This is a genomic window from Natrinema hispanicum (assembly GCF_004217335.1).
In the GTDB taxonomy this organism is placed as follows: domain Archaea; phylum Halobacteriota; class Halobacteria; order Halobacteriales; family Natrialbaceae; genus Natrinema; species Natrinema hispanicum.
Genome location: NZ_SHMP01000004.1, coordinates 1 through 19,057 on the forward strand (window position 1 = coordinate 1; position 19,057 = coordinate 19,057).

Here is a 19,057-nt window from a genome sequence, read left to right on the forward strand (position 1 = left end):
CGTTTTCCGACCGGCACCGAACTCCGTTGCATGGAAGAAATCATCCGTGCTCGCGGTCACGAGCACGTCAGCGCCGAACACGCGAGCACCTTCGAAGTGACGACCGATGACTATCTCACTCCTGCGGGCGATTGCATTCTCGCGATCGAGGCCGACCGTTCCCCGGCTGATTTCGACCCCGAGTTCGTCGTGGCATGTCAGGACGCCGACGCAACGATCACGGTCACGCTCGAGGCCGACGGCTACACGGAATCGGTCTCGGGACGTGGCCACCCCGATCTCGAACTGACCAACGAGCGAAGCGCGGTCGGACGAACGAGCGACTACATCGACGACCGGACGATCATGGTTGGTGCAGAGTTCGCAGCCGAGGGGTTCGACCGCGACCTCGTCGACGCACTGGCTGACGGTGCCGACGTGACGGTGACGATTCGCGTCGAGTGACCGGTCGTCAGCGCCGCTCGAGCCACCGCTTCCGTCGCGGTTTTGTCCTGTCCGTTCTATCATCCCGATATGAGCGATGATCCGGAGCCAGCCGTCAACATCAGCGGTGGCACGGCAGGTGGCGGTGTGGCCGCCGAGTTCGATCCAGCGACAGCCGACACCCGCGCAGAGGCGGTCGTCGACCGACTGGGTGAGCTGTACTGGCAGAAGACCTACGGCGGGCAGGACGCCTTTACCTGTCTCGTCCGGACGATTCTGAGCCAGAACACGAGCGATAAGGCGAGCCAGCCGGCTCATGACGCACTGCTCGAGCGCTACGATGGGGACGACGTCGATCTGGCCGAATCGCTCGCCCATGCCGAGCAGTCAACGCTCGCCGAGACGATCAGCTCGGCGGGGCTGTACAACCAGAAGTCCGAAACCATCATCGATACCGCCGAGTGGGTACTCGAGGACTTCGGCTCTGCCGCCGCGTTCGATACGTTCGTCAAAGACGAGGCACCGGCAGCGGTTCGCGAGACGCTGCTCGAGGTTCGCGGCGTCGGCCCGAAGACCGCCGATTGTGTCCTGCTCTTTGCGGGCGGTCGCGGTGGCGTCTTCCCCGTTGACACGCACGTCCACCGGATCTACCGGCGGCTGGGAATCGCGCCGCCGGATGCCGATCACGAAACCGTTCGTGAGATCCTCGAGCGCGACGTCCCCGCGGCCAAGTGTGGCTTTGGCCACACGGCGACGATCCAGTTCGGCCGCGAGTACTGCACTGCGCGCAAGCCTGCCTGTCTGGACGATCCCGAGGCGTGCCCGATGGCCGATCTCTGTGAGCAGGTCGGCGTCTATCCTGCGACGGGCGAGGTCGTCGATCCGGCCGACGCTCCCGAGTGACCGGGCCGGCGACTCCTCTCGTCACTGTTGGCAGCCGGTCTCGGCTGTCCTCGCTCGAGTCCCCTCCCAGCGGCTAGTCACTGGATTTATACAATGTTGATTGCAGTTGTGAAACAATGGTTGCATTCACGGATGCGGAACGGGAGGCAGTGTACAAGACGATTTACGCCCGGCGCGACATCCGGCGGTTTCGTGACGATCCGATTCCCGAGGAGGTGCTCGAGCGACTGCTGCAGGCCGCCCATCACGCACCGAGCGTCGGGTTCTCGCAGCCGTGGGATCTCGTGGTTATCCGCAACGATGAGACCAAAGCCGAGATCGCGTCGATCGCAGAGCGCGCCATCGCGGCCGCCCGCGAGGGCTACGAGGAACCGCGCCGTAGCGAGTTCGCGGAGTTGAAACTCGAGGGCATTCGTGAGTCCCCGATCAACATCTGTGTGACCTGCGATCCGACCCGCGGCGCGCCCCACGTGCTGGGTCGCAATTCGATGAAGCGCACCGACGTCTACTCGACGTGTCTCGCGGTGCAGAACCTCTGGCTAGCGGCTCGCGCGGAAGGCGTCGGCGTCGGCTGGGTGAGCGTCCTCTATCCCTACGAGGTTCAGGGGGTGCTCGACATTCCGCCACACGTCAAGCCGATCGCGTATCTCTGTCTCGGCTATCCGGAAGACGGCTTCCCCGAAGAACCCGTGCTTCAGCAGGAAGGATGGCGTGAGCGACTCGATATGGAGACGCTCGTCCACGAAGAGCGCTGGGACGGAGACGAGTCGATAGCGGCCGATGGCGAAGCGGCCACCTCATCGAACAACAGTCGGTAACTCCCTGCTCGAGATTCTGAGCGACTTCGAACTCGATTGGTCATCCGCGTGGCCGACTCGAGCGCGCGCCTCGATCAAGTGGCGAGCGCTCGAGTCACGGGGGAGGGCAGGCCGACCGCACGGCGCGCGAACCTGCGCGCCGTGCCAATGTCGCCCTAGTGGCCTGCGGAAATCTTCGATTTCCGGGCGACCGGAGCGCCTGGCGCTCCGGTAGACATTGAAAGGGCGAGTGAGGTCTGTCAAGACCGAACGAGGGCTTTCTTTAGAGGAAACGGAAGGTTTCCAGATTCTTCGGCGCGAAGGTGCGCATGTCGTAGTTGTGATAGAGCGCACTCGAGAGGTCCTGTGTGGAGCGTTCGTCGCCGTGGACACAGAGGACCTTCTCGGGACGTGGGTTCATCGTTTTGACGAAGTTCTCGAGGCCGGCGCGGTCGGCGTGGCCGGAGAAGCCATCGACGGTTTCGACGTCCATATTTAGCGAGAGGGTGCCGCGGCCGCCGCCGTTGCCCATGGCACCGACTTCGCTGGTCGGAATCTCGTCCCAACCGTTCTGAATGCGTCGGCCGAGGGTTCCCTGGGCCTGATAGCCGACGAAGACGAGCGTCGAGTCCGGGTCAGGGCCGATATGCGAGAGCCAGGACATGATCGGGCCGCCGGTGACCATCCCTGAAGTCGAGAGGATGATACAGGAGTCGCCGTCGGCGACGTCCTGGCGTTCTTCCTCGCCGCCGTCGATGTGGTTGAATTCCTCGGCGAGGAAGGGGTTTTCGTCCTCATGGAAGATGCGGTCGCGCAGGTCGTCACGGAGGTATTCGGGGTAGGTGGTGTGGATCGCCGTCGCCTCCCAGATCATGCCGTCTAAGTGGACCGGCATCGAGGGGATGTCGCCGTTGCGCATCGCCTCCTCTAAGACGAGCATGATTTCTTGGGAGCGGCCGACCGCGAACGCCGGAATGACGACCTTGCCACCCTGCTCGTAGGTCTCGTTGATGACTTCCTTGAGTCTCTCTTCGGAGTCCTGCTGGTCGGTCTGGTAGTCGTTGCGACCGCCGTAGGTCGACTCCATCACGAGCGTTTCGACCCGCGGGAAGTCGTTGGTCGCGCCGTTGAACAGGCGCGTGTCCTCGTAGTGAATGTCGCCGGAGAAGGCGACGTTGTAGAGGCCGTCACCGATGTGGAAGTGCGAGACGGCCGAGCCGAGGATGTGGCCGGCGTTGTGGAGGGTGAGTTTGACGTCCGGTGCGATGTCGGTGACGTCGCCATACTCGAGCGGGATGGTGTGTTTGATCGCTTCGCGGACCTGTTCGCTCTCGTAGGGTGGGCTGCGGCCTTCTTTGGCCGCGACGTCGAGATAGTCGAGGGTCAGCAGGCCCATCAGGTCCCGTGTGGGTTCGGTACAGTAGATCGGGCCGTCGTAGCCGTACTTGAACAGGAGCGGAATGAGCGCGGAGTGGTCGAGGTGGGCGTGGGTGAGGACGACGGCGTCGATGGTCTGGGGGCCAGCGCCGAGTGCCTCGGGTGCGTGGAGATAGGGCACTTCGCCTTCCGCGCCGGGTTTATCACCGCAGTCGATGAGGATGCGGGTTTCGGGCGTCGAGAGAATAAACGACGCGCGACCGACTTCACGACAGCAACCCAGTGTGGTGATGCGGACGTACTCGTCGTCGGACATCTCCTCGCGGTGGATCTGTCGGCCGACCTTCTCCAAGATGTCTCGGCGCTCGTCGCGTTCCTGTTTGAGAAAACTCCGGACGTTCGAGACGGTCGAAGATTCGATCGGCGGGGTACGGACGACTTCGGGCGTCCAGCCGACGTTTTTCGTGATTTCGCGGAGCGTCGAGCCGTGACGGCCGATCACCATGCCGGGCTTTTCGGCCTCGATGACGACTTCGCCGGTATCGGCGTGGAAATCGAGATCGGTCACCCCGGCTTCGTCGGGAATAACGCCCATGATCTCCTCGCGGGCCTGCTCGGGTCGCGAGAGAACGCTTGGGTCGGGCCGGACGGTGATCCGCTTGCGAAGCTTGCTCGCGAGCTGTCGGATGAGATCGCCCTGCTGGGCAAACTTTTTCGGATCGCGAGTGTAGACCACCAGTTCGGGGCCTTCGTATTTCACCGAGGAGACCGAGATATCGCTCGGTAACTCGCTCGTGATCTGTGCTTTGAGATCGTCGAGTTGCTGCTCTACAGTGCTCATAGGTCGCCAATGTGGCTTGCGTGAACTCGCCGTCCGGGATCGGGGACGCCGCCGGGCCGGGCGGAGGCGATCGGAGACAACTGACGGAACTCGGTGTCGTGACGACCGCTGACCGGCGGCCGCCGTGTCAACATCGGTGGTGAGTGTCGTCCGGACGGGACAACGTAGCTCACACTCCGTCTCGTCTCTTGGATCATCGTATCCTACTCCATGCCTGACGAAGACGCTCCCGGATCGGTTATCCTGGTTCGTGCGGGAAGATTCCAGGGAGAACCCGCTTACTCGAGGCTATTCTTTGCGGAGTATAAAAGCCTTCGCAAAACTGGGACCGGAGCGGCGCTCCTGTTGGCCAACAGGAGCGTTGAACGCGGTCTCTCGCCGGTGTAGGTGTGACGAATGCTACAGAGCTTTGGGAGATGCGACCGTCGTCGATAGCAATGCACGTCACGCCCACTCGCGTCAGCGAGGAACGAGACTGGATTGCAGCCCGTGCCGATCGCGTCGTCCCGATCATCAACGATGTCCGCGACGACCTCGGAGAGATCTTCGAGACCGATGTCGATGCGGTGACGACGACACAGTACCGTGCGGCGGTCGACGACGTCTTTGCTGACGGCGATCTGGCAGTCAACGTCGCTGCCTTGGTCGCCATCCTCAGAGACCTCGATGTCGAGGGCGACTATCCAGGGTTCATTGTCGATGAACTCCTCGGTCGCGAACTCGCCGGAACGATCGCCGGCGAGCAACCGCTTCGGACGCTCGGTGAGGCGACGTTCCACTACGCCGACGTCCACGTCCACGGCGACGCAGACGAAAACGCCGGCGTCGACGACTGCGAGGCCGCATTGGCCGCCGGCTTTCAGGAACGGCTGCCGGGGTGGAAGTGGACCGAGCGCGAGAGTCCGTTCAGCGTCGAATAATACTGCCGGACAGAACGACGTGAAGATCGGTCGCTCTGCTGCGGCCGTCACCGGTGGAGACGGCCGCGAATCCGCGACCGACTTCGTATTGACTTCTGTCCGACAGTATAAGCAGTTACGACTCGGTGCCGGTGGTCGACTCGTTCGTGTCGCCGCTCACATCGGTCGAGTTGTTCGTCGCTCCCTGCTGGTCGTCGGCTGCCGCCTGTTGTTGCTGGAGTTGGTCTCGTCGCTGCGCGAACTGTTCGTACCGGTCGGCGGCATAGATCGCGTTGATGTCGCCGCTTTGTAGCGCACCAACGATGGTCGCAGGGGGTGCATCGATGAGGAAGAAGCCGAACGACGGGGACGATTGTTCGATCGTCACGTCGTCGTTGGCGCTGGCCAGATCCTGGATCGCCGTTCCAGCCTCCTCGGTCAGCTCGCGCTGTTTGTCCTGGAACCGCTGACCAGCTTGTTGCTGAGTGATGCTACCGTTCTCGATGGATTGGCGGAGGTCCTGCTCGTAACTTGCCAGTTTCTCTTGATCCGGCATGACAGTCACGGTCAGCGGGCCATCGGCACTTCCCGAATCGCTCTGCGTGATCGACTCGAGTTGTGAACAGCCAGCGAGCGATGCGGCTGTACCGGTGCCAGCAGCTGCGAGGAATCCGCGACGGGTGGGGAGATTCGCCATCGTGTCGTGTGCGGGGTGGGAGGCCAATATACCTTCTGCGTTCGGCTTGACTCGAGGGCGACGACTCGAGACGGAATCGACCCGACAGCGGGGAGCTTTTATCGGTCCCGACACTATCGCTGCCAGTGACGGAGTCTGAGCACGGCCAGCGGACGGAAACGCTTCAGGGACCGACGCCGACGGCCGCCCGCGACGTGATCGCTCGCGGATTCGATCGCGACGCCATCGTGACCGTCTTCGGACGCTGTACCGTCGATTACGACGGCCGAGCGACAAGTTATCTCGAGGCGGGCGACCGCCACGTCATGTTCAAGCCCGACGGCGCAGCGCTGGTCCACACCGACGAGGGTCAGCAACCGGTCAACTGGCAGCCGCCGGGCTGTGACCACGCCGTCTCCTGTGAGGACGGCACGCTCGTCCTCGAGAGCCGTCGGTCGACGCCAGAGGAACGGCTCACCGTCCGATTTCAGGACCTCTTGCAGGTCTCCGCGCTGTCGGGGTCCGACGAGAACGACCTCGCACTCATTGGCACAGAGGAAGACCTCCGCCAGCGGATCTTAGAGGAGCCGGATCTGCTCGAGCCCGGCTTTACGCCGCTGGCGACCGAGCGCGACACGCCGGCGGGTGCGGTCGACATCTACGGCGAGGATGACGCTGGGCGGGCGGTCGTCGTCGAACTGAAGCGTCGACGGGTCGGCCCCGACGCGGTGAGTCAGCTCCGGCGGTACGTCGACGCCCTCGAGCGGGATCTGCACGCCGAGGCGACGGTCCGCGGGATTCTAGTCGCGCCGTCGGTGACCGATCGCGCGGCGCGGCTGCTCGACAATCACGGCCTCGAATTCGTTTCGCTCGAGCCGCCGGCCGAGTGAGTAGTCTAGTCGGCACGTCAGGCCGGATACGTCCCTTCGAGGCGTGTTTGCTCGAGGACGTGGCCGTCCATCGCTGACCGGAGTTCGTCCGCGCCGGCATCGGTGTCGAGGTCGAGCGACGCGTCCAACGTATACAGTTCGAACCGGTAGGTATGTTCTCTATCTGGCGGGTTCGGGCCGCCGTAGCCGTGCTCGCCGTAGTCGTTCGTTCCCTCGGTCGCCGCGCTCGGGTGCCAGTCTTCGGGAATCGTCGTCGTTGTCGGCGGAACGTTCCAGACGATCCAATGATCCCAGATCTTCCCCGCGGGGGCCCGCGCGTCGGGATCGTCGACGATCAGCGCGAGCGCGTCGGCGTCGTCAGGAACGCCGTCGATCTCGAGTGGCGGGTTGACGTTGTCGTTCGTGTAGCCGTACTCTGCGGGGATTCGGTCCCCATCGTCGAACGCCGGACTCGCGAGTGTCAGGGGTTCCATCTCGATCACCAACTCTCGTGTCGGGCGTTCACCGCCGCGATAAAAGAACCTTACAGCCGGCTCGAGAGCTGGCTGTGGGGCGATCGAACCAGCGTACGCGGCCCGAACCCGTCCAAGCGGTCGGCTACCGACGAACGGTGAAGATCACGATCCCCAGTACCAGCAACATAACACCCCACCACCACGATTTGCCCGGGAGATACGCTAGCAGGAGGGTGACGATGCCCGACGTGATGAGCGACCAGCCAATGGTCGTTCGATACGTCATGGAGTAACATCGTCGCTGGCACGGTTGTGTGTTGTGCCGGATGGTGCCGTCTACGGTCTGCTCGGCGTTCCACGCCGGCGGCTTGGATCGATGCAACCGACGGAGCGACCGGCTTACTCCTCGAGCAACTGTTTGAGCCGATCGAGTTCCGTCAGCGCCTCGACGGGTGTGAGGTGCGCGAGATCGAGCGCGCGGAGTTCGGCCGCCACGTCCGCTGGGATGTCGCCACCGTCTGCCGTCGCTGGCGCAGGCGGCTCATCGTCGGCGTCGGCTATCGGGCGATCGCTCGAGTCGGTGTCGTCAGTCCCCTCGTCAGCGCTGTCGGCCGCTCCGGCTTCCGCCGCGGCCGCATCGGCGACTAGCTCCCGCGCTCGATCGACTACGTTTTCGGGCACGCCGGCCGCGGTCGCGACTTCGACGCCGTACGAGCCCGTGGCCGCGCCGGGCGCGATTTCGTGGTAGAAGACGACCTCGCCGTCGTCCTGGTCGACCTCGAAGTGAAGCGTGAAGGCGGCCGCGAGGTCGTCGGCGAGTTCGGTCAGCGGGTGGTGGTGGGTCGCAAAGAGCGTCGTCGCGCCGACTGCGTCGTGGAGGTGTTCAGTGATCGCCTGTGCGATCGCCATGCCGTCGGCAGTCGAGGTACCCCGCCCGACCTCGTCGAGGAGGACGAGCGATCCCTCGTCAGCGTCCCGGAGGATCGTCGCGAGTTCGTCCATCTCGACCATGAACGTCGAGCGGCCGCCGGCGATGTCGTCGCTGGCCCCGACGCGGGTGAAGATCCGGTCGACAGGCGTGAGTCTGGCGGCTCGAGCGGGGACAAAACTCCCGACTTGGGCCAGCAGGACGATCTGGGCCACCTGGCGCATGTACGTCGATTTCCCGGACATGTTGGGACCGGTGATCACTGCGAGCCGTCGGTCGCTCGTCAGGTGGGCGTCGTTGGGGACGAACGACTCCTGGGTGCGCTCGACGACCGGATGGCGGCCGCCCTCGATGTCGATCACGAGGCCGTCCCGTCCCTCGCGCTCGAGCAATTCGGGCCGGCAGTAGTCGTACTGGGCGGCGACGGTCGCAAGGGAGACGAGCGCGTCGAGCGTCGCCAACGCGTCGGCCAGGGCCTGAACGCGTTCGACTTCGGCAGCGATCTCGCTACGAACCTCACAGAACAGCTCGTACTCGCGGTCGTCGGCCCGTTGTTCGGCACCGACGATCTCGTCTTCGCGTGCTTTCAGTTCCGGCGTGACGAATCGTTCGGAGTTTTTCAGGGTCTGGCGGCGCTGGTAGTCGTCGGGGACGGAATCGAGATTCGGGTTCGTCACCTCGATGTAGTAGCCATGCACCGAGTTGTGACCGACCTTCAGCGAGTCGATGCCAGTGCGCTCGCGTTCACGTGCCTCTAAGTCGTCGATCCACTGTTTGCCGTCGCGGGCGGTCGCACGCACCGCGTCGAGGTCGTCGTCGTACCCCTCCGCGATGATCCCGCCCTCGGTGATCTCGATCGGTGGCTCGGCGACGATCGCGTCCTCGATCAACTCGCGAACGTCCGACAGCGGGTCGAGCGCCTCGTGGAGTTCCCGCAGCCGCTCGCAGTCGGCGTCCGCGAGCTGGTCACGGATCTTGGGGACGACCGCGAGCGTATCCCGCAGCGAACGCAGGTCACGGGCGTTGGCCCGCTCGCGGGAGATCCGTCCGATCAGCCGCTCGAGGTCGTAGACCTCCCGAAGCCGTTCGTGAAGCTCTTCGCGCTGCTGGACGGCCGCTTTTAGTTCTGCGACTGCGTCGTGGCGGGCCTCGATTCGTGCGGGCTCGAGCAGCGGTCGGCGAAGCCAGTCGCGCAACCGGCGGCCACCGAGGGCGCTCGCGGTCTCGTCTATCGCGCCGATCAGCGTCGCGTCGTCGCGGCCGTGGACGGTTCGGGGTTCGAACAGCTCGAGGCTACGCAGGGCGACGGCATCGAGTAAGAGATACTCGCGGGGGTCATAGCGGGTGAGTTGCGTGATGTACTCGAGGCGCTGTTCTCCCTCGCTCTCGAAGACGGCTGCGACGCGCTCGTCATCGGCCTCGCCGCGTTCGCCCTCGTGGTCGCCGCCGCGGACGTACTCGGCGTAGGAAAGCAACGCGCCGCAGGCACGGATTTCGGCGTCGGTGGCGAGCAAGGCGTCGGGGTTCCGGAAGTACGCTGCGACCTTCTTGCCGGCCCGCTCGTGGTCGAAGGCCCGTGCGTCGAACGGCGTCATCATACAGTCGTCGGGGACGGGATCAGCCGGCGCGTCGGGGCCGACGACCGCCTCGGAGGGGTTGAATCGGCTTACTTCGTCGGCGATCGACTCGCGTGCGGTCGCACTCGTCGCGTAGAAGTCGCCGGTCGAGACGTCGAGGAAGGCCAGGCCGAGGCGCTCGTTTTCGCGGGCGAGCGCCGCAACGAAGTTGTTGTCGTCGCTTGCGAGCAGTTCGTCCTCGGTGAGCGTCCCGGGCGTGATCACGCGTGTGACCGCACGCTCGACGACGCCCGAGGTCTCGCCGGGCTCTTCGACCTGATCCGCGACCGCGACCCGGTAGCCGGCCTCGAGTAAGTCCTCGATGTACGACTCGGCGTTGTCGATCGGAATGCCGGCCATCGGGTACTCGCCGGTGGAGTCCTCACGGCTCGTCAGTGCGATCTCGAGTAGACGCGCGGTGCGTTCGGCCGCGCCACAAAAGGTTTCGTAGAAATCTCCGACTTGAAAGAGGACGATCGCGTCGTCGTAGCGCGCACAGAGGTCGTGATACTGACGCATCATCGGCGTCAGCTCGTCGCGTTTCTCGGCCATCGCGTCGGGCGGGCCAAGCGCCGGATCCATACCCGGAGTCGACCGTCCGATGCGGAAATAGCTTGCTGGATTGGCTCGCCGACTCGCGTGTTGTGCCGGTCAACGACCGATCACTGTTCTGACACACCGGTCTCGAAGTACAGCGCTGCGTGGCTCGCACACCCGGGATTGAACGCCGCGTCACATGACGGACACCGATAATCGGCTGCGAGATAGGTGGGGACGGTCAGCGTGGTGTCGCAGACGCCACACAGAACTGAGGGCTCATCGAACCGATCGCGTGGCCACGGCACCGCCTCGTGGTCCGTACGCGCCTTGTGGCATCGAAAACAGGGGTAGTAGCGCTCACAGCACGCGAATTTGAACGCGACCACGTCGCGGTCGGTCTCGTAGTGAGCACACCGGGTTTCCGGGCCGACCTCGACGCCGCGGATGGACGGGCTTGGCATAGCGTGTTCGGCCGATTCGACGGGCTATGACGACTTCGAGGTTGTGGTCAGGCGTGACATCGAAGCAGCGTAGACGTCAGCTTACGAGAGCCGCAAACGCGGCACGAACGGGACAGCAGCAGTGAGTGACGTGGCGAGCGGCGTCGTGACTCGAGCGCCCTCGAGCGAGACTGCTCGCGTCGACCCGCTACTCGAATTCGGTGGTGTCGCCGCGCCGATAGCGGTCGAGCCGGCGGTAGCCGTGGACGGTGGCGTCGGTATCGAGTTCGATCTCGTAGCGACCGATGATGTCCTGCGTGTCGGGGACGGCCCGGCGTTCGACGACCTCGACGACGGCCCGCCAGCCGTCGTCGGTCGGCGAAATCTCGCTGACGCCGTCGAACTCGTGGCCGATGAGTCGGCCGGCAGTCGACTGGACGGTTTCTCGAACCGCGAGGACGCCCGCGATCTCTTCGTCGGCGTCGACGTCCGCGTCGACCGCCTCGGGATCAGTCGTCTCCGATGCTGTCATGGCCGCCGTGCCGCGGGATCTGGGGTGTTCGACGTCGCCGCTCTCGGCCTGTTCGTCGGGCTGTTCTTGTGTTTCGGCTGCTTGACTGTCGCTCACTGTTGGATCATGCTCGTTGTGTTGATAGCAGAAGCCATCGTCCTGGGCTGGCCGTGAGCACCGCTCGCCGTCTTCGGTGCGGGCCTTGCACTGTGCCTGTGATTGGGTGTCGGCTTCGGCCATTGGTCTGTGTTCGGTGTACTCTTCGAGTCGCTCGATGCGGTCGTGCTGTCTGTGGGTCAAATCGTCTCGGTGATCTGCGATCACAGATCGTCGATATCACTGCCGCCATCGCCCGCGACCTTCGGCGCGAGCACGTCGCCCACGAGTGATTACTCCGTTGCGGACTTCGGCGACGATTCGGGCCGGGGCTCGACCTCCACTTCCTCGAGTTCCTCGAGTTCGCCCTCGGCCGTGGCTTGCTCAATTTTTGCGATCTCCTCCGCGTAGTGCAGGAAGGTGTCGACGGAGGCAACCACGACGCGGGCTTCGATCGTCAGCAGTTCGATCCCGACGACCGAGATGCGCGCCCAGACGTCGATGACGACGCCCTTATCGAGGACGCGGTCGAGTACCTCTGCGAGACTCGAGGAGTCAGGTCTTCGTTGTGGTTGTGCCATACAATCCAGCGTTGATCGGCAGTTCGTAACACGACTCGGACTGCGACTGCAAGTACGCTGGCCCAAACCAGCCGGTTCACCGGCTCAACGCCTCTTTCGTAGTGGACCGGTCTCGAGAGAACACGGCTCGAGATCCGGAGGATGAAACTGCAAGCACTACCGTAACCCGCCGGAGCAACGAATTGTTCGCCTGACGATACGTGGGTGCTCGTTGCGGTGTTCGCACGGAGCGCAGTTACCAATACCATGTTAGTTAGGTTCCCTCCCATCGACAGCGGCGACGTGTTTCGATCGCGTGTCTCGTCCCGTGACGATAGACGGAGTCGGCACGGACGACCAGACACGAGTTTGGATGGGACGTCCGCCGCGTCCGTTCAACTGGTGATCCACCGATGACCAACCGATACGTCTACGGCATCGTCGACGGTGAGACGGTCGAGTTCGAAACCGAGGCCGTCGGCGGTGCCGAGTGCGTCTATACGATCTCTCATCGGCGACTCGGTGCCGTCGTCTCCGACATCGACACGACCGATCCCACGGAAACTGACGAGGACGCCCAGCGCCACGACGATGTCCTCCGCGAGATCATGGGTTCCGACGGCGGGACGACGGTCGTTCCAATGCAGTTCGGCATGGCCTTCGAGGGAGATCGGGAACTGAAGAACGTTCTGCGTGGGGCACGACCGGCGTTCCGACGCGCGATGACCGATATCGAAGGCCGGTTCGAACTCGGCCTCAAACTCGTCCGCGAGGACGACGCCGATGTCGACCGCGAGGCGATCGAAGCGGATGTCGCGGATCGCCTCGAGCCGGTCGCCGCACAGTCGGTCGAAAACGATCTGTTCAGCGATCGGCTCGTCCTCAATCGCTCGTATCTCGTCGATCGTGACGAGCGCGAAACGTTCGACGACGCGGTTGCCGACTTCGAGGGCGACCACGACGAGCTCATGGTCCAGTACACGGGGCCGTTCGCGCCGTACAGTTTCGTCGACGTGAAAATCGGAGCCCAGTAACCCATGTTCGTCCTCGACGATCTTCTGTTCCGGCCGTTCGTCGGCATCATCGACGCGCTCCACACCATTGCGCTCGACGAACTCTACGACGTCGAGGCCATAGAGGACGATCTCAAGGAAAACCAGTTGCTGTACGAACTCGGCGAGCGTTCCGAGGCGGAATACCAGCGCCGCAAGGAGGAACTCGAGGCGGAACTCGAGACTGCCCGCGACGTCCACGAGCGGCTTGCGAGCGGCCGCGTGGAGGTGAAACGATAATGAGCGACCAGCCCCCGACCGACGACCGCGACGAATCGAACGACGACCGCACCACCGACGATCGGTTCGCCGACGAGAACGATCACTGGCTTGCGAGCCTGCTCTCGGCGCTCGAGGCGATCGGAAGCGGCGTGACGTCGGCCTCGAGGCGACGGCGCGGTGGTCGAACTGTCTTCGAGTACGACATCGCGATCCGGTCGATGACCGACTCGCCATGTGGACGGCGTCCGGACGGCGACGATGGTCAATCACGGACGCGACGCGTTCGCTCGTCGAGTCCCTCGAGCGATCACAACATGGCGATCCGAACTGACGACGACGAACTGCTGGTCGTGGCGGATGTCGCCGGTGCCGGTCCGGACGACATCACGGTCGGCTTCGACGACTCGGTCCTCGTCATCGCTGTCGGCGGGACCGAACTCGATCAGATCGAGGTTCCTTGGCGGGAGACGGACTCTCGAGCGACGATCAGAAACGGGGTCCTCACTGTCCGGATCCGGCCGGAGACGACGGGTTCGGCGGAACCGGAAGCGATGGAGGATGACCAATGAGCAACGCCGAGCCCGCCGACGAGACGTTCGGTGAACTGCTCGAGGAGGCGGCCGAGGGCCTCCAGCGACTCGACGAGACGCTCGAAAAGAGCGAGACGATCGACGAGCTCGACGACGAGACCATCGAGACGACCATCGGCGACCTCGACGCCCTCGCGCGGGTCGCCGAAGAAGTCGGCGAACTGCTCGCGGCAATGGACGTCAGCGAGCTTCCCGAGGCCGTCGCAGTGGACGAACTCGTCGATGCGATCGAACTCGGCGAGCTGCCAGCCGTCTTGGAAGACGAAGACGTAGACGCCACCGACCTCGTCGAGTTTAGGGAGTTGTTCGACGCAATCGACCTGCTCGAAACCTGGAACGCCGCGGATCTGACCGGCCTCTGGGAGGAGAAACGCGAACTCGACGACGCACTCGCCGATCTCGAGGACAGCGCCGACACCGGCGCGGTCGAAGCGGTCGTGTCTGAAATCGCGGCCAGCGACGAACTCTTGTTCAGCGAAGCGGGTGCCCTCCTCGAGACGGACGCGGACGCGACCGATGCCGTGACGGCGGCGGCGCTTGGCGACATCGACATCGCGGAGGATCCCGACGCCTATCAGGCAGCCATCCAGCGGCAGGCAATCGAAGGCATCGACGCCTTCCGGGCGGCGCTGCTCGAGACGCACGAGCGATTCGAACGGCTCTACGAGTTCAACCGCGAGAAAATGCGCCGACAGGACACGAGCACGAACTCGCGGAACCCGACGGCGACGTCGACGATCCCCACCAAACGGCGCGATCTCGGGGGTGGTGCCCGCTATTCGACCGTCCCACAGGACGTCAAGCTCTCGACGGCACCCTCCCGGAAACGGATCTACGGCCGTCGGTTCGAACTCGAGCGAGAACGCCGGAGACATACCCATGACTGACTCACCAACCCGACGACTGAACGGCTGTGAGGGGCGTCCGACCAACGTGTGGCCCCGGCTCACCGGCGGTGATCACGATGGTCGATGAGTTCCAGCCCAGCCGCCAGAAGGCCGATCTCGCCGAAGTCGTCGAGATGCTCCTGGACAAGGGGATCGTGATCAACGCCGATATCGCCGTCTCGATCGGCGACACGCAACTGCTTGGCGTTCAGGTCCGAGCCGCGATCGCCTCTTTCGAAACCGCGGCGAAGTACGGCCTCGAGTTCCCCGAGGGAACGGATATGCGCCGCGTCGCCGAGGCGGCTGGTGATCCCGAACTCGCCGAGATGGACCGGCCGAATCCGGTGATCGACCCGACTCGAAGCGTCAACGTCACTGCCTCAGAAGAGTCGGATGAGACTGCGAGCGAGGAGGAAACGGAATCGGCAACCACGGAATCCGAGGCGGACGATGCTGCCCCGGAGGCTGAATCGGAAGGTGAGGTCACATGACGGCGATCAACGTCGGCGACGGTGAGGATGCCCGAGACGGACTGATGACGCTGGTCGTTACCGTCGTCGAGATTCTGATCGACGCACTCGAGCGCGAGGCGATCCGCCGCATGGAGTCGGGAACCCTCTCGGACGCGGAGATCGAACGGCTCGGCTCCCAACTCGCGACGATCGAGGCCGAGATCGACCAGCTCAAAGCCGACGAGGGAATCGAAGACGGCGTCGACGACCTTCGGGGCGATCTGGACGGGCTGGTCTCTGACGCGATCGAACAATTGCACGGCGAGCCGACGACCGTTCAGCAGCCCGGCTACTCCGTATTCGGAGGTGAGGGTGAGTGAGCCACGATCGCACTGATGACCTCGGCTCCGGCTCCGACGAGCACCTCGAGACGCTCGACGATCAGCCGGCCGGGGAGCGTGCCGAGCTGCCGGATATCGAGACGGGGCGTTACCTGTACTGTCTCGTCCAGCCAGACGCGGACGCTTCCCTCGAGACGACCGGCGTCGACGGCGAATCCGTCTCGATCATCGTCGAGGACGGCATCGGAGCCGTCGTCCACACCTGTGACGGCATCTACGACTCGGCGAATCTCGCACAGATCCGGCGGTGGCTGGTTCGCCACCAGACGGTCGTCGACGAGGCGGGACAGGCCTTCGGAACGCCGATCCCGTTCCAGTTCGACACGATAATCCGAGGTGACGACAGCGTCGTCCGCGAGTGGCTCCGCGAGGAGCGAGCGACCCTCGAGCGCGCGCTCGCCGGGCTGGCCGACCACTGGGAGTACCGCGTCGAGGTCGTCGAAGTCGATCCGATCGATGACGAGACGCTGACCGAACGCGACGAGCGACTCCAAGACCTCGACGAACGGATCGGCGACTCCGAGGAGGGGACGGCCTTCCTGCTCGAGAAGCAGTTCGACCAACGGCTGGCGGAACTGCGTGCCGCGCGACGGGAGTCGCTGACCGCCGACCTCGAGGAGCAATTGGCTGCCGAGGCGCGGGAAGTCCACGCCCTCGAGCGCTCGCCGAGTGCGTCACTGGCTGACGACGTCGCCACCGACGATTCGGGGTCGAATGGCGGTGAGCCCCTCTGTCGGCTCACGCTGTTGGCTCACGAAGACGACGAGGACGCGATCGGCTCGATCCTCGACGACGTGGCCGCAAACGACGGTCTCGAGGTCAGGTTCACGGGGCCGTGGCCGCCGTACACGTTCGCGCCGGAACTGGGCGGTGACGATGACGGAGCCACAGCCGCTACTGACCGCCCGAACTCACAGCCATGAGACCGCGAAAGGACGACGAGGCGTTCGTCGACGTGCTTGACGTGCTCCTTAGAGACGGTGCGATCCTCCGTGCTGACGTGATCGTCTCGGTCGCAGAGGTTCCACTGGTCGGGATCAAACTCACGGCGGCGATCGCCGGCATGGAGACGATGACCGACTACGGCCTCTTCGAGGAGTGGGATGCCAGTCGCCGGAACGCGGCCGTCAGCCGCCGCCAGTACGCCCGATCCAAACCTGATCGGGACCGCCCCACGTTTGACGAACTCGATGTCAGTCGCTCGTACACGGGTGCCGACGAGAAGGACGACGTGACGCAGTGATCGCGCAGACTCGAGAAGATAGACTGCAGACGAGAGCCGAACGGGCGAGAGCTGAGGGGTATCGCTGCACTGATGGCCCGCCGAACCCTCCCCATGGACTCTTCCTGTGCCCCCGGACGGGGGCCACCAGTCAGGCGTACTTCGGCCGTTCCGTCGTGTGCTCGACGTCGCCGGTGATGCTTTCCTCGTCGCTGTCCTCGTCGTAGACGTACTGGCCGGTCGCACCACAGAGGGTACACTCGTAGGTCTCAGAGATTTCGTTGATCATCTCGCCGTCCTCGAAGTAGACCCGGCTCTGGGTGATCTGCAGAAACTGGGCGGTCTCGCAGTTAGTGCAGGTGATCATATCCGTTCGATGGCCACTACTGGTTGTAGTTATCCGGCTTGTAACCGACCGGGACACGAGACTATAGGGTTCTTACCCGGGTCGCAGTTGTCGACACGGATTCGGACAGCCCCCTCCGGCATTGCGGGTCGCTCGAGCCGGATCGAACGCGAGTAATACCTGCATAATCGCAAGCCAGAAGCGGGTTTCGTGTCGACGATTCGCGAACGAATTACGTTCTCGAAAAACTGTCTTTCGAGACGAAACGAGAACGTTACACTCCCGATGAGTCATACGGTCTGCTGTCCCGCTGTCCCGGTGGGACCCAGGGCGGGTCGCGGTCCCACCGGTACTGACGTCCAGTCGTCCGTAGCAGGTTTTCGGGACGAACCATCATCGACAAGGGCTGGTCGCTCGCCCGCTCTAAATCGGTCGTCAGCGGCTTATCACAGTAGACGTGACAGCCGCTATCGAGGGCAGCGAGGACCTGCTCGTAGGGGTGCATATGGGGAGTTCCGACGAGTACTGCGTCGAGTGGCGTCTCCGTGAGCATCGCCTCGTACGTGGCGTACTGCCGGTCGGCAGACACGTCGAACTGGCGACCCACTTCGTCGCGAACGGCCCCGTCGAGGTCACAGAGCGCGGCGACGATCGCGTCCGAGTGGCGGTGAAACTGTTCACCGACGGTCGTCCCGATATATCCGAATCCGACGATACCGATTCGAAGTGGTCGGTGTCGACGTTCGTTGCTCATAGGTCTCCACGGACTGGCGCAGTCCCCGTCTGGAGGCGTCGCAAGCAACAGTCGCTGTTCGTTCGGGATCGTCCTGTGACTATGTGGGAAACTCGAGTTTTCGGCTCGAGTTGCTCTGTTGCAGCGTCGAATAGCACCAGTTTCAGCCTTGTTCTCGGCTGAATTCCGTGAGACTTGTGGGGAATTGGACGCCGTCTGGCGATATGAGGTCGAAACGACCGATCATACGGCAGTGTAAGAATCTTGCCAAACAGCACGTGGATAACCCTGACGAACCCGCTGCGCCGGACGGCGCCAGCGGGTTCGCCGAGTGGGCTCAGATCGCGTTTATCCTCTTGCATGCGGAACTCGACAAAGATTTCCGAGAGACTGAAGCATGGTTCAATGACTCCAGAGCCATCCGTGAAGAGCTCAACATCGACAAATCGCCGGATCACACCACGCTCTGTCGATGGGAGCAACAGGTCGACATGCGTGAGCTCCGCAGCCTGCTCCGCCGCAGTGCGGAGCAGGCTGGCTGGTCGGGAACAGCAGCAATCGACGCCAGTGGCTTCCAGCGAGATCAGACCAGCTATCATTACCGGAATCGTGCTGGCTTCTCGTTTCATAAGCTGAAGACGACGGTTTTGGTCGATACAGAGTCACTGGCGATCAAAGACGTTCATTTCACGACGAAGCGCAAGTGGGACGGACACATCGGCTTGCAGGTCTATCGGCGCAACGCCGAAGACCTGCAAGAGTTCCTTGCAGATGCGAACTATTCGTGGTCAGATCTCAGAGAGGAGTGTCGCGCTGGCGCGACACGACCGCTAATCAAGCACAAGGAGCACAATGCGCTGAAGAAAGCGCATAACGCTCGGATGGACGAAGATCTGTACCATCAGCGGACACTGAGTGAGACTGCGTTCTCACTACTGAAGGATGACGGTGAGAAGTTACGCTCTCGGAGCTGGCACGGCCAGTTCCGAGAGCTCACGCGCAAGTGTATCGTGCATAACCTATCGCAGGCGGCGAGTTAGGGCTCGCCGCCTGCTCTCTTTCTCTGGACGTATCCGCCAGAGACATCGCCGTCATCCACGTACGGGTTCTCACAAAGTGACCTAATTCTGATGGTTGCAGAATCAACGAACTGGACTCCTCCCACATCATCCAGATCTCAAAACCATCAGTACAGGAGTT

23 protein-coding genes and 1 pseudogene are annotated in these 19,057 nt (G+C 63.5%); 14 read left to right on the forward strand and 10 right to left on the reverse strand.

All coding sequences use genetic code 11. The annotated features are described in order from the left end of the window. The first annotated feature begins 30 nt into the window (after positions 1–30). The 3 genes from BDK88_RS07025 to bluB all read left to right on the forward strand — a co-directional run bounded on the left by BDK88_RS07025 (position 31) and on the right by bluB (position 2,144). Complete coding sequence (locus tag BDK88_RS07025) at positions 31–444, forward strand: DUF371 domain-containing protein (protein ID WP_130499821.1); 414 nt, start codon at positions 31–33, stop codon at positions 442–444. Positions 445–513: 69 nt separating this feature from the next. After that, on the forward strand, positions 514–1,326 hold the full coding sequence (locus BDK88_RS07030; RefSeq protein ID WP_130499822.1) for an endonuclease III domain-containing protein: 813 nt from the start codon (positions 514–516) through the stop codon (positions 1,324–1,326). Between the two features lie 116 nt (positions 1,327–1,442). Continuing rightward, complete coding sequence (gene bluB, locus BDK88_RS07035; RefSeq protein ID WP_130499823.1) at positions 1,443–2,144, forward strand: 5,6-dimethylbenzimidazole synthase; 702 nt, start codon at positions 1,443–1,445, stop codon at positions 2,142–2,144. Between the two features lie 262 nt (positions 2,145–2,406). Here bluB and BDK88_RS07040 read toward each other — a convergent pair whose 3' ends face one another. Continuing rightward, positions 2,407–4,341, reverse strand: coding sequence for a beta-CASP ribonuclease aCPSF1 (locus BDK88_RS07040; RefSeq protein ID WP_130499824.1), 1,935 nt, complete (start codon positions 4,339–4,341; stop codon positions 2,407–2,409). Positions 4,342–4,778: 437 nt separating this feature from the next. Here BDK88_RS07040 and BDK88_RS07045 point away from each other — a divergent pair, with 437 nt between their 5' ends. Next, complete coding sequence (locus BDK88_RS07045; RefSeq protein WP_130499825.1) at positions 4,779–5,261, forward strand: hypothetical protein; 483 nt, start codon at positions 4,779–4,781, stop codon at positions 5,259–5,261. A gap of 115 nt (positions 5,262–5,376) precedes the next feature. Here BDK88_RS07045 and BDK88_RS07050 read toward each other — a convergent pair whose 3' ends face one another. Beyond that, positions 5,377–5,937 (reverse strand): hypothetical protein, encoded by a 561-nt coding sequence (locus BDK88_RS07050; RefSeq protein WP_130499826.1) that lies wholly within the window; start codon positions 5,935–5,937, stop codon positions 5,377–5,379. Between the two features lie 125 nt (positions 5,938–6,062). Here BDK88_RS07050 and nucS point away from each other — a divergent pair, with 125 nt between their 5' ends. Beyond that, complete coding sequence (gene nucS, locus BDK88_RS07055; protein WP_130499827.1) at positions 6,063–6,806, forward strand: endonuclease NucS; 744 nt, start codon at positions 6,063–6,065, stop codon at positions 6,804–6,806. Positions 6,807–6,823: 17 nt separating this feature from the next. On the opposite strand, the gene BDK88_RS07060 is transcribed toward nucS, so the two are convergent. The 6 genes from BDK88_RS07060 to gvpA all read right to left on the reverse strand — a co-directional run bounded on the left by BDK88_RS07060 (position 6,824) and on the right by gvpA (position 11,973). After that, complete coding sequence (locus BDK88_RS07060) at positions 6,824–7,279, reverse strand: YbhB/YbcL family Raf kinase inhibitor-like protein (RefSeq protein WP_130499828.1); 456 nt, start codon at positions 7,277–7,279, stop codon at positions 6,824–6,826. 124 nt (positions 7,280–7,403) lie between these two features. Next, positions 7,404–7,547 carry a hypothetical protein gene (locus BDK88_RS21100; protein ID WP_165396921.1) on the reverse strand — a complete coding sequence of 48 codons (144 nt, stop codon included), beginning with the start codon at positions 7,545–7,547 and terminating at the stop codon, positions 7,404–7,406. Between the two features lie 113 nt (positions 7,548–7,660). Further along, positions 7,661–10,387 carry a DNA mismatch repair protein MutS gene (gene mutS / locus BDK88_RS07065; protein WP_130499829.1) on the reverse strand — a complete coding sequence of 909 codons (2,727 nt, stop codon included), beginning with the start codon at positions 10,385–10,387 and terminating at the stop codon, positions 7,661–7,663. An 80-nt stretch (positions 10,388–10,467) separates the two neighbouring features. Then, positions 10,468–10,806, reverse strand: a complete 339-nt coding sequence (locus BDK88_RS07070) for a CHY zinc finger protein (RefSeq protein ID WP_130499830.1) — start codon at positions 10,804–10,806, stop codon at positions 10,468–10,470. A gap of 187 nt (positions 10,807–10,993) precedes the next feature. Continuing rightward, on the reverse strand, positions 10,994–11,536 hold the full coding sequence (gene gvpO / locus BDK88_RS21705) for a gas vesicle protein GvpO, halophile-type (protein ID WP_130500593.1): 543 nt from the start codon (positions 11,534–11,536) through the stop codon (positions 10,994–10,996). Between the two features lie 149 nt (positions 11,537–11,685). Further along, positions 11,686–11,973 carry a gas vesicle protein GvpA gene (gvpA, locus tag BDK88_RS07080; protein WP_130499831.1) on the reverse strand — a complete coding sequence of 96 codons (288 nt, stop codon included), beginning with the start codon at positions 11,971–11,973 and terminating at the stop codon, positions 11,686–11,688. Between the two features lie 392 nt (positions 11,974–12,365). On the opposite strand from gvpA, the gene BDK88_RS07085 reads away from it, so the two are divergent. The 8 genes and pseudogenes from BDK88_RS07085 (at position 12,366) to gvpM (ending at position 16,799) form a co-directional block, all read left to right on the forward strand. Next, positions 12,366–12,986 (forward strand): GvpL/GvpF family gas vesicle protein, encoded by a 621-nt coding sequence (locus tag BDK88_RS07085; protein ID WP_130499832.1) that lies wholly within the window; start codon positions 12,366–12,368, stop codon positions 12,984–12,986. 3 nt (positions 12,987–12,989) lie between these two features. Next, positions 12,990–13,244, forward strand: coding sequence for a gas vesicle protein GvpF (gene gvpF, locus BDK88_RS07090; protein ID WP_130499833.1), 255 nt, complete (start codon positions 12,990–12,992; stop codon positions 13,242–13,244). Then, a complete protein-coding gene (locus tag BDK88_RS07095; RefSeq protein WP_130499834.1) occupies positions 13,244–13,795 on the forward strand; it encodes an Hsp20/alpha crystallin family protein in 552 nt (183 codons plus the stop codon). The genes gvpF and BDK88_RS07095 overlap by 1 nt, the downstream gene beginning before the upstream one ends. Then, a complete protein-coding gene (locus tag BDK88_RS07100; RefSeq protein WP_130499835.1) occupies positions 13,792–14,703 on the forward strand; it encodes a hypothetical protein in 912 nt (303 codons plus the stop codon). The genes BDK88_RS07095 and BDK88_RS07100 overlap by 4 nt, the downstream gene beginning before the upstream one ends. Before the next feature lie 77 nt (positions 14,704–14,780). Next, positions 14,781–15,173, forward strand: a pseudogene (gene gvpJ, locus BDK88_RS07105) (gas vesicle protein GvpJ); the annotation flags it as partial. 17 nt (positions 15,174–15,190) lie between these two features. Further along, complete coding sequence (locus tag BDK88_RS07110; RefSeq protein WP_130499837.1) at positions 15,191–15,535, forward strand: gas vesicle protein K; 345 nt, start codon at positions 15,191–15,193, stop codon at positions 15,533–15,535. Next, on the forward strand, positions 15,532–16,479 hold the full coding sequence (gene gvpL / locus BDK88_RS07115) for a gas vesicle protein GvpL (protein ID WP_130499838.1): 948 nt from the start codon (positions 15,532–15,534) through the stop codon (positions 16,477–16,479). The genes BDK88_RS07110 and gvpL overlap by 4 nt, the downstream gene beginning before the upstream one ends. Next, positions 16,476–16,799 carry a gas vesicle protein GvpM gene (gene gvpM / locus BDK88_RS07120; protein WP_130499839.1) on the forward strand — a complete coding sequence of 108 codons (324 nt, stop codon included), beginning with the start codon at positions 16,476–16,478 and terminating at the stop codon, positions 16,797–16,799. Before gvpL ends, gvpM begins: the two co-directional genes overlap by 4 nt. A 130-nt stretch (positions 16,800–16,929) precedes the next feature. On the opposite strand, the gene BDK88_RS07125 is transcribed toward gvpM, so the two are convergent. Together BDK88_RS07125 and BDK88_RS07130 are read right to left on the reverse strand one after the other, a co-directional pair. After that, a complete protein-coding gene (locus BDK88_RS07125; protein ID WP_008012777.1) occupies positions 16,930–17,145 on the reverse strand; it encodes a hypothetical protein in 216 nt (71 codons plus the stop codon). A gap of 253 nt (positions 17,146–17,398) precedes the next feature. Beyond that, a complete protein-coding gene (locus BDK88_RS07130; protein ID WP_130499840.1) occupies positions 17,399–17,878 on the reverse strand; it encodes a Gfo/Idh/MocA family protein in 480 nt (159 codons plus the stop codon). A 203-nt stretch (positions 17,879–18,081) separates the two neighbouring features. Here BDK88_RS07130 and BDK88_RS07140 point away from each other — a divergent pair, with 203 nt between their 5' ends. Continuing rightward, a complete protein-coding gene (locus BDK88_RS07140; protein ID WP_015298909.1) occupies positions 18,082–18,897 on the forward strand; it encodes an IS5-like element ISNpe14 family transposase in 816 nt (271 codons plus the stop codon). Positions 18,898–19,057 lie beyond the last annotated feature (160 nt).

Bases quoted from the DNA above. Each gene is read 5' to 3' on its own strand.
- BDK88_RS07025 (WP_130499821.1), top strand. From the start codon at position 31: ATGGAAGAAATCATCCGTGCTCGCGGTCACGAGCACGTCAGCGCCGAA.
- BDK88_RS07030 (WP_130499822.1), top strand. From the start codon at position 514: ATGAGCGATGATCCGGAGCCAGCCGTCAACATCAGCGGTGGCACGGCA.
- bluB (WP_130499823.1), top strand. From the start codon at position 1,443: ATGGTTGCATTCACGGATGCGGAACGGGAGGCAGTGTACAAGACGATT.
- BDK88_RS07040 (WP_130499824.1), bottom strand. From the start codon at position 4,341: ATGAGCACTGTAGAGCAGCAACTCGACGATCTCAAAGCACAGATCACG.
- BDK88_RS07045 (WP_130499825.1), top strand. From the start codon at position 4,779: ATGCACGTCACGCCCACTCGCGTCAGCGAGGAACGAGACTGGATTGCA.
- BDK88_RS07050 (WP_130499826.1), bottom strand. From the start codon at position 5,937: ATGGCGAATCTCCCCACCCGTCGCGGATTCCTCGCAGCTGCTGGCACC.
- BDK88_RS07060 (WP_130499828.1), bottom strand. From the start codon at position 7,279: ATGGAACCCCTGACACTCGCGAGTCCGGCGTTCGACGATGGGGACCGA.
- BDK88_RS21100 (WP_165396921.1), bottom strand. From the start codon at position 7,547: ATGACGTATCGAACGACCATTGGCTGGTCGCTCATCACGTCGGGCATC.
- mutS (WP_130499829.1), bottom strand. From the start codon at position 10,387: ATGGATCCGGCGCTTGGCCCGCCCGACGCGATGGCCGAGAAACGCGAC.
- BDK88_RS07070 (WP_130499830.1), bottom strand. From the start codon at position 10,806: ATGCCAAGCCCGTCCATCCGCGGCGTCGAGGTCGGCCCGGAAACCCGG.
- gvpO (WP_130500593.1), bottom strand. From the start codon at position 11,536: ATGGCCGAAGCCGACACCCAATCACAGGCACAGTGCAAGGCCCGCACC.
- gvpA (WP_130499831.1), bottom strand. From the start codon at position 11,973: ATGGCACAACCACAACGAAGACCTGACTCCTCGAGTCTCGCAGAGGTA.
- BDK88_RS07085 (WP_130499832.1), top strand. From the start codon at position 12,366: ATGACCAACCGATACGTCTACGGCATCGTCGACGGTGAGACGGTCGAG.
- gvpF (WP_130499833.1), top strand. From the start codon at position 12,990: ATGTTCGTCCTCGACGATCTTCTGTTCCGGCCGTTCGTCGGCATCATC.
- BDK88_RS07095 (WP_130499834.1), top strand. From the start codon at position 13,244: ATGAGCGACCAGCCCCCGACCGACGACCGCGACGAATCGAACGACGAC.
- BDK88_RS07100 (WP_130499835.1), top strand. From the start codon at position 13,792: ATGAGCAACGCCGAGCCCGCCGACGAGACGTTCGGTGAACTGCTCGAG.
- BDK88_RS07110 (WP_130499837.1), top strand. From the start codon at position 15,191: ATGACGGCGATCAACGTCGGCGACGGTGAGGATGCCCGAGACGGACTG.
- gvpM (WP_130499839.1), top strand. From the start codon at position 16,476: ATGAGACCGCGAAAGGACGACGAGGCGTTCGTCGACGTGCTTGACGTG.
- BDK88_RS07125 (WP_008012777.1), bottom strand. From the start codon at position 17,145: ATGATCACCTGCACTAACTGCGAGACCGCCCAGTTTCTGCAGATCACC.
- BDK88_RS07130 (WP_130499840.1), bottom strand. From the start codon at position 17,878: ATGAGCAACGAACGTCGACACCGACCACTTCGAATCGGTATCGTCGGA.
- BDK88_RS07140 (WP_015298909.1), top strand. From the start codon at position 18,082: ATGAGGTCGAAACGACCGATCATACGGCAGTGTAAGAATCTTGCCAAA.